The sequence below is a fragment of the Pseudomonas sp. MHK4 genome, from assembly GCF_054600775.1.
The window spans coordinates 40091-53052 of record NZ_BAAIAK010000002.1; the positions used below are offsets into that span (position 1 = coordinate 40091).

The window sequence follows — 12962 nt, forward strand, 5'->3', positions numbered from 1 at the left end:
ACCATGGACATGAACAAGAGCGGTCGGGTCAGCAGCAGCGATTCCGGTGCGTTTTCCGACCTCAACCGCCTGAACCAGCTCAAGGTTGGCGACAAGAACAGCGACGCCAACATGCGCAAGGTGGCGCAGGAATTCGAGTCGTTGTTCCTCGGCGAGATGCTCAAGTCCATGCGCTCGGCCACCGAGGCGCTGGGCAAGGACAACCCGATGAACACCGCCGAGGCCAAGCAGTACCAGGAAATGTACGACCAGCAACTGGCGGTTTCCATGTCCCGCGAAGGCGGCGGTATCGGCCTGGCGGACGTGCTGATGCGGCAGATGTCGAAGAACAAGCCGCTGGCGCCGGGTGAAGCGGCGACGCTGTCGGCGGCCAAGCAGGAGGCGGCGAAAGCGGCTGCGCAGACACCGCTGGCCGCTGGCACGGTGGCGATCAACGGGCCACTGTCGCGGGTCAATGGCGAGCGCCCATTGTGGGCTTCGCGTTCGCTCAGTGCACCGACAGGCGAGGGCGCGCATCGCAATGACATGGCGTTGATCAATCAGCGGCGCCTGGCCCTGCCGCCAAAACTGGCCGACCGCTTGCTCGCAGGCCTGGTGCCTTCCGCCACGCAGGCCACAACCGCGGTCAACAAGACGGCATTGCCCGAGCGTGTCGCGACCACAGGTTCCGGACCCTTGTACAACGGCGACTGGCTGGCGAATGCCCAGGCGGCAACGAGCGGGTCCCTGCAGATCCAGGGACGCGCCATCGCGCAAATCCCCTTGGCGCCAGCGAAAAAAGCCTTCAGCAGCGCCGACGAATTCGTCAACACCATGCTGCCGATGGCCAAGGAAGCGGCCGATCGCATTGGTGTCGATCCGCGTTACCTGGTGGCCCAGGCCGCCCTGGAAACCGGCTGGGGCAAATCGGTCATGCGGGCCCAGGACGGCAGCAGCAGCCACAACCTGTTCGGTATCAAGGCCGGCAGCAGTTGGAAGGGTGAATCGGCACGGGCGATCACCAGCGAATTCAGGAATGGCGAGATGGTCAAGGAGACGGCCGAGTTCCGCTCCTACGACTCCTACAAGGACAGTTTCCATGACCTGGTAACGCTGCTGCAAACCAACAATCGCTATCAAGATGTCGTGAAGTCGGCCGATAACCCCGAACAGTTTGTGCGCGAGCTACAAAAGGCCGGTTACGCAACCGACCCGGCTTACGCCAGCAAGATTTCGCAGATAGCCAGGCAGATGACGAGTTATCAGAACTACGCTGCGGCGGGCGTGCCCACCACGCCTTTATAGACTAAGGGTTTGAACCATGAGTTTGCTCAACATCGGAATGTCGGGTCTCAACGCGAGCCAGGTGTCGTTGGCTACCGTTGGCAACAACATTGCCAACGCCAACACCGCGGGCTATTCACGTCAGCAAACCACTCAGGTGAGCAATGCGTCGAACCTGTATGGCGGCGTGTTCATCGGCAGCGGTACCACCCTTGCCGACGTGCGTCGGGTCTATAACGCCTACCTCGACAACCAGTTGCAAACTTCCACATCGCTGAGCAGCGACGCCAACGCCTACCTCGATCAGGTGAACCCGCTCGACAAGCTCTTCTCCGACAAGACCACGGGGATCAGTGCGGTGTTGAGCAGCTTCTTCTCCTCGGTCCAGACGGCCGCCGCTACGCCGAGTGACACGGCCTCCCGGCAACTGCTGCTGACCAATGCGCAAACCCTGAGCAATCGCTTCAACGCCCTGGCGTCGCAGATGACGCAACAGAACGAAGGGATCAACAGTCAGTTGACGACGTTGACCGGGCAGGTCAACCAGTTGACGGCGTCGATTGCCTCGTTGAACCAGCAGATTGCCCAGTCCAGCAATTCTTCCGGCAGTGGCCCGAGCAACTTGCTCGATGCCCGCAACGAAGCCGTGCGCTCGCTTAACGAGTTGGTGGGCGTCACGGTCCAGGAGCAGAACGGCAGCTACAACGTCTCCCTGGGGAACGGCCAGTCCCTGGTGTTGGGCAACACATCGAACACCCTCTCGACCGCCCGCACCGGGATCGACAAAAGCCAGCTGAATATTCAGGTCAACTCGCCGTCTACCAGCAGCGACATTACCTCGGTCATCAGCGGCGGCAAGATTGGCGGCCTGCTGCGCTACCGTGAAGACGTGCTGGTGCCGGCGCAGAATGACCTGGGCCGTACCGCCCTGGTGATGGCTGACAAGATCAATAGCCAGTTGGGGCAGGGGCTGGATGCCAATGGCGAGTTCGGTGCTTCGCTGTTCTCCAACATCAACAGTGCGGCCGCGATCAGCCAGCGCAGCCTGGGGTCGTCGAACAACAGTACCGGCTCGGGCAATCTGAATGTCACCATCACCAACTCCAGCGCGCTGACCACCTTCGATTATTCGGTGACCTTTACCGCTGCCGACAAGTACACAGTCAAGCGTTCCGACGGCAAGGACATGGGCTCTTTCGATCTGTCGCCGGCCGCGGAAATCGATGGTTTCAAGCTTGATCTGAATGGCGGCGGCCTCCAGGCCGGCGACGCGTTCAAGGTGACGCCGACCCGCAACGCCGCGAGCACCATCACCACCCAGATGACCGACTCGAACAAGCTCGCCTTTGCCGGCCCGCTGGTGGCGACCGGCAGCACCAGCAATGGCGGAACCGGCGCATTGACCCCTCCGGTGCTGTCCACGCCGTTGGATATCTATGGCGGTGCCGATCTGGCCGCCCTGCAGGCGGGCATCAAGGACTCCACGCCGGTGACCCTGGCCTTCAAGGACGCGGCGGGCGGCAGTCAAGCCTATGAAGTGTTCAACTCGAAAGGGCAGAGCATTGGCACGGGCACCATCGTCCCCGGCCAAAGCAATGACCTGACGATCAATGTGCCGATGCTTGATGCCTCGGGCGCGCCGATCCCCGGCAAGTCGTTTTCGTTCAACACGACCGTCAGTGGCTCGCCGTCGAAGAATGACAAGTACGAAGTCGCGTTCAACGTGGGCGGCAAGAAGGACAACAGCAACGCCAACCAACTGTTGGCCCTGCAAACCAAGGCAACGGTGGGCGTGACGGGCGGCAACGCCGGGATGAGCATGACCACTGCGTACAGCCGCCTTGTCGAGCAGGTGGGTGCCAAGGCCAGCCAGGCCCTGGGCGACAGCACGGCCAGTGGCGCGATTCTGTCCCGGGCCAAATCCGAAGTCGCGTCGGTCTCCCAGGTCAACCTGGACGACGAAGCCGCCGACCTGGTCAAGTTCCAGCAGTACTACACCGCGTCGTCGCAGATTATCAAGGCCGCGCAAGAAACCTTCAGCACGCTGATCAACAGTCTTTAAGGGAGTCTTCGACGATGCGAATTTCTACAGCCCAGTACTTTGAGACGAGTGCGGCCAAGTACCAGAACAACTTCTCCTCGATTGTGAAGACTCAGGAGCAGATCACTTCGGGCGTGCGGATCCAGAGTGCCGGTGATGATCCTGTTGGCGCTGCAAAGTTGCTGATGTTGCAACAGCAGAAAGACTTGCTGGGGCAGTACAGCACCAACATGGGCAGTATCAAGAATTCGCTGACCAACCAGGAAAGTGTGCTGGACAGCGTCAACACGGCGTTGCAGCGTGCGCGTGAGTTGGCGCTTCAGGCGGGTAATGGTGGTATCAGTGATGCTGATCGAAAATCCATCGGCAGTGAAATAGGCGAGATTGAAGAGCAGGTCCTGGGTTTGCTCAACAGCAAGGACTCGTCGGGCAACTACATGTTTGCGGGCTCGAAAACCTCGACACCGCCCTATGTGCGTAACAACGACGGCACCTACTCCTATCAGGGTGACGACACGCAGTTGAGCTTGCAGGTGTCGGACACCTTGTCCATGGCCACCAACGATACCGGTAAAAGCATCCTTGAGTCGGCGATGAATTCGGGGCGCACTCAGGCGGTCCTCGCCCCGTCGAAACCCAATGACGGTACCGTTTCCGTGACGGCTGGCCTGGTGCAGTCGAATGCGGCCTACATCAAGAAATTTACCGCTGGAGAGCCCTACGAACTGAAGTTTGTAGACAGCACCCATTACACCATCGCGGACAAGGACGGTAACGATGTCACCAGCGAGGTGTCTGGCAATGGCACGTTCGATTCGACTAAAGAGGGTGGGGCGACCATCAGCCTGCGAGGCGTGGAGTTCGACATCTCGTTGCGCCTCAAGGCCCCTGTGGATCCCGCGACCACGCTGCCAATGACCCCGGATGAAGAGGTCAAGGATCACATCTTTTCGCTGGGCACCAAGCCTGACAGCTTCAATACATCCCGCACGCCGAGCAACGGTTCGACGGCTCAGGTCACCGGGTCCGGGGTCACTGACCAGGACGACTACGTCAACGGGTTCCCCAACAGCGGGGTGGTGATCAAATTCACCGATGCCAGCAATTATCAGGTCTATGCCCAGCCAATGGGCGCAGACAGCAAGGCAATCGGTGGGGGCGCAATGGCGGGGGGCTCGATCACGTTCGCGGGGGTGAAGCTTGATTTTACCGGCGCCCCGCAAGCAGACGATCAGTTCGTGGTAGGGGCTAGTAGCCACCAGACGCAAAGCGCCCTGGACACCTTGAGTCAGTTACGCCAGGCGTTGGAAACACCCGCCGATGGCAATGATCTGGCGCAGATCAAGCTGAGGGACTCGGTGAATGCGGCGATCAGTAACCTTTCCAATGCCAGTGAGCAGGTCGATATCGTTCGCGGGACCATCGGTGCGCGATTGAACGCCATTGATATCCAGAGCGCCGAAAACGTCAGCATGGGCCTGGCTAACACCAGCACCCAGGCGGCTATTGGTGATACGGATGTCGCAACGGCATCGATCGACCTGGCGTTCCAGCAGTCGCTGTTGCAGGCCTCGCAACTGGCCTTCGTGAAAATTGCCCAGCTGAGCCTGTTCAACAAGCTTTGATTCCCTCTCGATTGCCGGTATCTGCGATGCCGGCAGTGTCTCGCCTGTCTGTAATTTTCTTATCGACTCAGTCACTGGTGTATTTTTCGTCATTCTTCGGGCGGATGATCGCTTGTTTGTGGCTGGATGTTTTGCGCCAGGCACGCATAATGCGTGACCTGCGAGTCATGAAGTGCATCTTCACTGTATTGTGTCAAAAAGGATGGGCAGGGGATCGACCCTTGCCAGGCGTGTTTTCAGGGTTTCTGGAGCGTCTGTGCCGTATTTTTTTCGCTCGGTGAAATCCAGTATTGTCGTACCGCTCGGTCATGCGAGCGGTGATCTCCAGCTATCTAGTATTGGGAAGCCACAATGATTGGCATAAAAAGCATTGCCAGCTACGTGCCAGCGAGTGGGCTGGATAACTATGCGCAGGGTGCGAAGTTCGAGAAGGATGAAGAGTTCATCCTCGGGAAAATCGGTTCGGCGTTCCTGCCGCGCAAGGACGCTGAACAGGAAACCTCCGACCTGTGTGTCGAAGCGGCCAATGCGTTGTTCGCCAACAACCCTCAGCTCGACCGTCAATCCATCGACGTGCTGATCGTCGTCACCCAGAACGGTGACGAAGAGGGCTTGCCGCACACTTCGGCCATCGTCCAGGACAAACTTGGCCTGTCGACCAACGTCGCCGCTTTCGACATCTCCCTGGGTTGCTCCGGTTACGTCTACGGTATCTACGCAATCAAGGGCTTCATGGAAGCTGCCGGACTGAAGAACGGCCTGCTGATCACTGCAGACCCGTACTCCAAGATTGTCGACCCGGAAGACCGCAACACCACCATGCTGTTCGGCGATGCCGCCACCGCCACCTGGATGGGCGAAGACGCCATCTGGCAACTGGGCAAGGCCAAGTTCGGCACCGACGGCTCCGGTGCTCCGCACCTGAAGGTCACCGATGGCGTGTTCTTCATGAACGGACGCCAGGTGTTCAACTTCGCCCTGCTCAAGGTGCCGGCGCACTTGCACGAATTGCTCAATCAGTCCGGCCTCACGTCCCAGGACATCGATGCCTTCTGCATTCACCAGGGCAGCGCGGCCATCGTCGATGCCGTGGCACGGCGCTTTGAAAACGAGCCGGAGAAGTTCATCAAGGACATGGTCGAGACTGGCAATACCGTGTCTTCGAGCATTCCGCTGCTGCTGGAAAAGCACATGTTCGACTCCAGCTGGACGCGCGTGGCGATCAGTGGTTTTGGTGTGGGCCTGTCCTGGGGCTCGGCGCTGATTCATCGCACCTGACGCGCCAGTTAACTAACGCCAAAAAAAACGCCCATGGCCGCGAGGTCATGGGCGTTTTTGCATTCTGGGGTGTGCATCTAAGGCCTTGAAACTCAAGGGGTGGCACGGTGCTAGTAAAAATATTCAAAAAAACCCTCAAGCAACCTGCTTTCACGACGATAACCATTACGAAGGTTCTCTAGGCCACACCCGGCGGTTGCCAGGGCCGGAAGCCGCAGCACCCAACCCACGAGGAATTCGTCATGTCGTTAACCGTTAATACCAACATCACCTCTCTATCGGTTCAGAAAAACCTGAACAAGGCTTCCGACGCTCTGGGCACCACGATGGGTCGCCTGTCTTCCGGCCTGAAAATCAACAGCGCTAAAGACGACGCCGCCGGCCTGCAGATCTCCAACCGTCTGACCACTCAGATCAAAGGCCTGGGTGTTGCGGTCAAGAACGCTAACGACGGTATCTCCATCGCGCAAACCGCTGAAGGCGCCATGGCGACCTCCGGTAACATCATGCAGCGTATGCGTGAACTGGCCCTGCAATCGGCCAACGGCTCGAACAGCGATGACGACCGTACCTCCATGCAGCAGGAATTCACCGCACTGTCGGGCGAACTGACCCGTATCGCCAACACCACCACCTTCGGTGGTCGTAACCTGCTGGACGGTTCTTTCTCCGGCAGCAGCTTCCAAGTGGGCGCGAACTCCAACGAAAGCATTTCGTTTGGTATGAAAGATGTTAGCTCTACTGCCATGAAGGGTAGCTATAATGAAGCTAGCGTAGCTGGTGGGGTTGCTACACTTGCGGCCGGTGTGACTGGAGCAGCTGGCAAGTTTGGCGCTAGCAGTGCTTCTGCATCTGTCGTTGGTGGCCAATTCGCAGCGCCGACCATTGCTGGTGCAGATGCCGGTAACTTGGTTCTGAACGTTGGTACTACTAAGACCACCATTGCAATCAATACCGGTGATGATCTGGCAACCATCGTCGATGACATTAACACTAACTATACTGCGCTCACGGGCGTTACTGCCAGCATCGACAGCACCACTGGGGCGCTCAAGCTTTCGGGCACGTCCGCCTTTACCATAGATAGCACTTCTAATGATTTAACGGTTGCTGCTTTGGGCTTGTCTGAGGGCGGCACCGCCCAGATGTCTACGACCGGAACAGCAAACCTGCGAGACGGTACTCTGGGTACTGGTAATAACGGTACGCTGCAGATCGGCGGAACTAACATTACTTTGCTTGCGACCGATACTCTTTCAAAGGTTATGACCAAGATCAATGAGGTCTCTGGGACTACTGGTGTTAGTGCATCGGTTGACTCTACTGGGGATCTCAAGTTGAGCTCCCCGGCAGGTTTCGCGATCGGCGCTGGTAGTACAGGTACCACTCTGACTGCTCTGGGTCTGCCTGCTGCTGGCACTGCTGTTTCGATCACTCCTCAGCTTGCTGGTCTGGGTTCGGCTGCAGATATCGTTATCAATGGATCGAGTTTCAGCTTCGGGGCCAATGATGATCTGGATGCCGTTGTAGCTAAAATCAACGATGGTCTTGGTGCTGCTAACTCAGGCCTTGGTACGTTAGCGACGGGTGTCGCTGCGTCGAATAACAATGGCCGTCTTGTGCTGACCTCTGCTGATGGTAAGGACATTAAGTTGGATAACGGTCCTGGTCTCCCTGGCAATGGCGCTGGTGCGCTCGAGAAGCTTGGCCTTAATGCCGGTACAACCAAAGCTGGTCTGCTGGGCGACACTTCCGTGACGCTTAACGGTGTCGAAGTCAAGTTCAAGAAGGGCGACGATATGGATAGCATCGCCGCTACCATCAACGCCGCCAGTACCGGTGTGACTGCAAGCAAAGTAACTACCAATGGCAGTAGCAGCCTGTCCCTGTTCGCAGACCAGGACATCACCATCGCCGATGGCAGCGGCGGGAGCGGTCTGACTGCGTTGGGTCTGGGTGCTGGCACCACTGCTGCCGTGACAATGGAAAGCACCGTCGCCAACCTGAGCATCCTGGACGGCGCCAGCGCTCAACAGGCCATCCAGGTACTGGACGGTGCCATGCAGGAACTGGACTCCCAGCGTTCGCAACTGGGTGCCGTGCAAAACCGTTTCGACAGCACCGTAGCCAACCTGCAGTCCATCTCGGAAAACTCCACCGCAGCACGTAGCCGCGTGCAGGACGCTGACTTCGCGTCTGAAACCGCTGAGCTGAGCAAGCAACAAACCCTGCAACAGGCGTCCACCGCGATCCTGTCCCAGGCCAACCAGCTGTCGTCCTCGGTACTGAAGCTGCTTCAGTAATTCCGGCGCCAGGTGAATGACGGAAGGGCGCGGCGACGTGCTCTTCCGTTTTTTTGATTGTGAGGGATCATCACCATGGACATGAGTGTAAAGCTGAGCCTGTCTTACCCTGCGGTGGCTGCACAAGGTAACCCTGCCGCCAAGACCCAGGAGGCTGCGCCTGCCCTGAACGTCGAGAAGGACAAGGAAACTCTGCGGCCCGAGCTGGAAAACGCGGTAAAAAATATCCAGGACTTTGTACAGTCCACACGGCGTCAACTGAATTTTTCGATCGATGATTCGACCGGTCTGGTCGTGGTCAAGGTCATTGCCACGGACAGTGGCGAACTGATACGGCAGCTTCCATCGGAAGCGGCGTTGAAACTGGCGCAGAGTTTAAGTGATGCGAGCAGCCTGCTGTTTGATGGCAAGGCTTGAAACTGGCACGGGTTTTGTTGCAGTTGGCGCTTGACGTCTGGTTCGTCAAATAAGCGGCAGCCGCCTAGAAAAGGAGAGAAGCGATGGCGAGTTCAACGGTAAGTGGTATTGGCTCGGGGGTCGATACGCAGTCGATCGTCAAGGCTTTGGTTGCTGCGGAAAAGGCCCCGAAGCAGACACAGATCACTGCGCAGCAGACGGACACGACCACCCAGATTTCCGCCGTTGGCAGCATCAAGAACGCGCTGGATACCTACCGTTCCGCCATTGCCAAACTGAACACGGCCTCGGCCTTCACCGGCTTGGCCGGTACATCCTCCGATGAGAAGATCGTCAAGGCCACCGTGAATGCCACGGCCTCTGCTGGCAAATATGCGCTGGAGGTGACGCAATTGGCGACGTCCTCCAAGGTGACATCGGATGTCTTCCTGGACGGTGCATCAGCGACCGTCAACAGCAGCTCTGAATCTCAGACGCTGAAGATTTCTCAGTCGGGCACTGATTACAACGTCAGCATTGCTGCCGGGGCAACCCTGCAGCAGGCGCGAGACGCCATCAATACCCAGCTCAATTCCAAGGGCTTGAGCGCCAACATCATCACCGATGCCAAGGGCGCGCGCATGGTGATCAGTTCTTCGACCACGGGGGCCGGGACCGACATTACCTTGGGCGGCGATTCCGCGCTCGCGGTGAATGCCAAGGCGGGTGCTCCTGCGCAAAACGCTAAATACACCATCGATGACATTGCCCTGGAGTCGACCAGTAATACCGTTACATCGGCGATCAGTGGCGTCAATTTCGATTTGGTTGCCGTGGGCAAGTCGACAATCAGCGTTGGCGCCAATACCGATACCCTGAAGACTTCGGTGCAGTCGTTTGTCACTGCGTATAACGCCCTGATCACGGCCATCACCAGTCAAACAAAGGTGAGCGCGGTAGGCGATACCACCAAAGGGGCTGCACTGACAGGGGATGCCTCCATGCGTTCGCTGATCACGTCGGTACGTAACGAGCTGGTGAAAAGCACGGGCTCCGGCAGCATGACCATGCTCTCGCAGATGGGCATCAATACTGTGCAAACCACTGGCCTGCTCGAACTGGACAGCGCCAAGTGGGACAAGGCAGTCGCAAAAAATGCGGGAGACATCGCCAAGGTCTTCACGGGCGATAATGGCTTGATCAAGCGTATGACCGCGGCCACTGATGCCTATGCGGGGACGGGAGGTATCCTGGCTTCGCGAACCACCAGCCTGAACGACAAATTGACCGACTTGACCGATCAGCAGGAAGCGCTCGATCGGCGTATCGAATCGCTCACCACCACACTTTCTGCCAAGTACAACGCCATGGACACCCTGGTTGCCCAGCTCAACGCCACCAGCTCCAGCGTCATGACCACCCTCAATGCCATGAACAACCGCAAGGATGATTAACGTTCAGGGCATAGCCTGGTCGCGAGGTGCTCGGGTTGGTTGGTCGTGATCAGCTAGTGGGTGTCTAAAGTTTTCTGTGACGACGTCGACATAACAGCTAGGTGTCGATTCCAATTACTGTTTGAGCGTTGAACGAGGTAGAACCATGAATCCGATGAAAGCCCTTCGCCAGTATCAGAAGGTCAACTCCCATGCGCAGATATCCGAGGCGAGTCCCCATCGTCTGGTGCAAATGCTGATGGAAGGCGGTCTCGATCGTATGGCCCAGGCCAAGGGTGCTCTGGAACGTGGCGACATTGCGCACAAGGGCCTGATGATCGGCAAGGCTGTCGATATCATCGGTGGATTGCGCGAAGGCATCGATGCCGAAAGGGCCAAGGAAGATGAGTCCCTGCAGCAGCTTGATAGCCTCTACGCCTACATGATTCAGCGGTTGACCAACGCCAATATGAAGAATGACCCGCAGATCATCGATGAAGTGATGGGGCTGTTGGTTACCGTCAAGAGCGGTTGGGATGCGATTGCCGATCAACAAGCTGTCTAGTTTGAGGATGACGCCATGAGTCAGGCACTGCAACGGATCGAAGAAACACGCGAAGCGCTCATCGATGCGCTGGCCGAGCGTAACTGGGATGCGATCGGTGAACTCGATGTGGCTTGTCGTGAATGTGTCGACGAAGTGCTCAGTGAGGCACCCATCGACGAAGAGGCGCTTCGCAGCAATCTGGAAAGCCTGCTGGCGGTCTATAAAGATTTATTGACGGTGACGATGGGTGAGCGTCAGGCAATTGTTGATGAGATGTCGCAGATCAACCAAGCGAAGAGCGCCGCAAAGGTTTACCATCTGTTTGGTTAATTAATTTCTGCTGGATCCAGTCAGATTGCGCCATAAATTTGACTGTGAACGGTTTTTTGACTTTACTAGTGGCTGTTTCCAGATTTCAGGCGTCTACAGGCATTAACGGTCTGCAAGCGTCTAGCTTGCCCACTCATTTCGGGCACCGGGTTGACTAGGGAAGTTGCGATTGCATGTGGCGTGAAACCAAAATTCTGCTGATCGATGACGATAGTGTTCGCCGCCGCGACCTGGCGGTGATTTTAAATTTTCTCGGCGAAGAAAATTTACCCTGCGGTAGCCACGACTGGCAGCAGGCTGTCGTCTCCTTGTCTTCTAGTCGTGAAGTGATCTGTGTCCTCATCGGGACGGTCAATGCTCCGGGTTCGCTTCAGGGCTTGTTAAAGACACTGTCGACATGGGATGAGTTCCTTCCGATTTTGCTGATGGGCGATAATTCTTCCATCGACCTGCCGGAAGACCAGCGTCGTCGCGTGCTGTCGACCCTCGAAATGCCACCCAGCTACAGCAAATTGCTCGATTCGCTGCACCGTGCCCAAGTCTATCGCGAGATGTACGACCAGGCCCGTGAGCGCGGTCGGCATCGCGAACCCAACCTGTTCCGCAGCCTCGTCGGCACCAGCCGGGCGATCCAGCACGTGCGCCAGATGATGCAGCAAGTGGCCGACACCGATGCCAGCGTGCTGATCCTCGGCGAGTCCGGGACCGGCAAGGAAGTGGTCGCGCGCAACCTGCATTATCACTCCAAGCGCCGCGAGGCACCGTTCGTGCCGGTCAATTGCGGGGCGATCCCGGCCGAGCTGCTGGAGAGTGAATTGTTTGGTCATGAGAAGGGCGCGTTCACCGGGGCGATCACCAGTCGCGCCGGGCGCTTCGAACTGGCCAACGGCGGTACGCTGTTCCTCGACGAAATCGGCGACATGCCGCTGCCGATGCAGGTCAAGCTGCTGCGCGTGTTGCAGGAGCGTACGTTCGAGCGCGTGGGCAGCAACAAGACCCAGAGCGTCGATGTGCGCATCATTGCCGCGACCCACAAGAATCTCGAAAGCATGATCGAGATCGGCACTTTCCGCGAAGACCTGTATTACCGCCTGAACGTGTTCCCGATCGAGATGGCGCCGCTGCGCGAGCGCGTCGAAGACATCCCGTTGCTGATGAACGAACTGATCTCGCGCATGGAGCACGAGAAGCGCGGTTCGATCCGCTTCAACTCCGCGGCCATCATGTCGCTGTGCCGTCACGGCTGGCCGGGCAACGTCCGCGAGCTGGCCAACCTGGTGGAGCGCATGGCGATCATGCATCCGTACGGGGTGATCGGCGTGGTCGAGCTGCCGAAGAAATTCCGCTACGTCGACGATGAAGACGAGCAACTGGTCGACACCCTGCGCAGCGATCTCGAAGAGCGCGTGGCAATCAACGGCCATACCCCGGACTTCACCACCCACGCCATGCTGCCGCCTGAAGGCCTGGACCTGAAGGATTACCTCGGTGGCCTGGAGCAGGGCCTGATCCAGCAGGCGCTGGATGATGCCAACGGCATCGTCGCGCGCGCGGCCGAACGCCTGCGCATCCGCCGTACCACGCTGGTGGAAAAAATGCGCAAGTACGGCATGAGCCGTCGTGATGGAGATGAGCAGGCGGATGATTGACGCCTGTTTTTCAACTCGTTCATTTTCAAGCAGTTTTTTTTAGGCACGGGTATTGCTATAGCCCTCGCAACGTTCCGTTTCACTGACGGTTAGCCAA

10 protein-coding genes are annotated in these 12962 nt (G+C 58.0%); all 10 read left to right on the plus strand.

Annotated elements, in window-relative coordinates:
* The first annotated feature begins 3 nt into the window (after window positions 1–3).
* Window positions 4–1284, plus strand: coding sequence for a flagellar assembly peptidoglycan hydrolase FlgJ (flgJ, locus tag ACYP2Q_RS05085; protein ID WP_459729520.1), 1281 nt, complete (start codon window positions 4–6; stop codon window positions 1282–1284).
* Between the two features lie 16 nt (window positions 1285–1300).
* Window positions 1301–3325: a flagellar hook-associated protein FlgK gene (flgK, locus tag ACYP2Q_RS05090; RefSeq protein WP_459729521.1), complete on the plus strand. Its 2025-nt coding sequence runs from the start codon at window positions 1301–1303 to the stop codon at window positions 3323–3325.
* Between the two features lie 14 nt (window positions 3326–3339).
* The gene (locus tag ACYP2Q_RS05095) at window positions 3340–4929 is read left to right on the plus strand and encodes a flagellar hook-associated protein 3 (RefSeq protein WP_459729522.1); all 1590 of its coding nucleotides are present in this window, start codon (window positions 3340–3342) and stop codon (window positions 4927–4929) included.
* Window positions 4930–5280: 351 nt separating this feature from the next.
* Window positions 5281–6207, plus strand: coding sequence for a ketoacyl-ACP synthase III (locus tag ACYP2Q_RS05100; protein ID WP_459729523.1), 927 nt, complete (start codon window positions 5281–5283; stop codon window positions 6205–6207).
* A gap of 242 nt (window positions 6208–6449) precedes the next feature.
* Window positions 6450–8510 (plus strand): flagellin N-terminal helical domain-containing protein, encoded by a 2061-nt coding sequence (locus tag ACYP2Q_RS05105; RefSeq protein WP_459729524.1) that lies wholly within the window; start codon window positions 6450–6452, stop codon window positions 8508–8510.
* A 75-nt stretch (window positions 8511–8585) separates the two neighbouring features.
* Window positions 8586–8927, plus strand: coding sequence for a flagellar protein FlaG (locus ACYP2Q_RS05110; protein WP_459729525.1), 342 nt, complete (start codon window positions 8586–8588; stop codon window positions 8925–8927).
* 83 nt (window positions 8928–9010) lie between these two features.
* Window positions 9011–10360, plus strand: a complete 1350-nt coding sequence (fliD, locus tag ACYP2Q_RS05115; protein ID WP_459729526.1) for a flagellar filament capping protein FliD — start codon at window positions 9011–9013, stop codon at window positions 10358–10360.
* A 145-nt stretch (window positions 10361–10505) separates the two neighbouring features.
* A complete protein-coding gene (gene fliS / locus ACYP2Q_RS05120) occupies window positions 10506–10904 on the plus strand; it encodes a flagellar export chaperone FliS (protein ID WP_459729527.1) in 399 nt (132 codons plus the stop codon).
* 15 nt (window positions 10905–10919) lie between these two features.
* On the plus strand, window positions 10920–11216 hold the full coding sequence (gene fliT, locus ACYP2Q_RS05125; protein ID WP_459729528.1) for a flagellar protein FliT: 297 nt from the start codon (window positions 10920–10922) through the stop codon (window positions 11214–11216).
* Between the two features lie 173 nt (window positions 11217–11389).
* A complete protein-coding gene (locus ACYP2Q_RS05130; RefSeq protein WP_110746134.1) occupies window positions 11390–12865 on the plus strand; it encodes a sigma-54 dependent transcriptional regulator in 1476 nt (491 codons plus the stop codon).
* The last annotated feature ends 97 nt before the right edge of the window (window positions 12866–12962 follow it).

What these genes read in the sequence shown, in the direction of transcription:
- flgJ (WP_459729520.1), top strand. Translation starts at nt 4, where the DNA reads ATGGACATGAACAAGAGCGGTCGGGTCAGCAGCAGCGATTCCGGTGCG.
- flgK (WP_459729521.1), top strand. Translation starts at nt 1,301, where the DNA reads ATGAGTTTGCTCAACATCGGAATGTCGGGTCTCAACGCGAGCCAGGTG.
- ACYP2Q_RS05095 (WP_459729522.1), top strand. Translation starts at nt 3,340, where the DNA reads ATGCGAATTTCTACAGCCCAGTACTTTGAGACGAGTGCGGCCAAGTAC.
- ACYP2Q_RS05100 (WP_459729523.1), top strand. Translation starts at nt 5,281, where the DNA reads ATGATTGGCATAAAAAGCATTGCCAGCTACGTGCCAGCGAGTGGGCTG.
- ACYP2Q_RS05105 (WP_459729524.1), top strand. Translation starts at nt 6,450, where the DNA reads ATGTCGTTAACCGTTAATACCAACATCACCTCTCTATCGGTTCAGAAA.
- ACYP2Q_RS05110 (WP_459729525.1), top strand. Translation starts at nt 8,586, where the DNA reads ATGGACATGAGTGTAAAGCTGAGCCTGTCTTACCCTGCGGTGGCTGCA.
- fliD (WP_459729526.1), top strand. Translation starts at nt 9,011, where the DNA reads ATGGCGAGTTCAACGGTAAGTGGTATTGGCTCGGGGGTCGATACGCAG.
- fliS (WP_459729527.1), top strand. Translation starts at nt 10,506, where the DNA reads ATGAATCCGATGAAAGCCCTTCGCCAGTATCAGAAGGTCAACTCCCAT.
- fliT (WP_459729528.1), top strand. Translation starts at nt 10,920, where the DNA reads ATGAGTCAGGCACTGCAACGGATCGAAGAAACACGCGAAGCGCTCATC.
- ACYP2Q_RS05130 (WP_110746134.1), top strand. Translation starts at nt 11,390, where the DNA reads ATGTGGCGTGAAACCAAAATTCTGCTGATCGATGACGATAGTGTTCGC.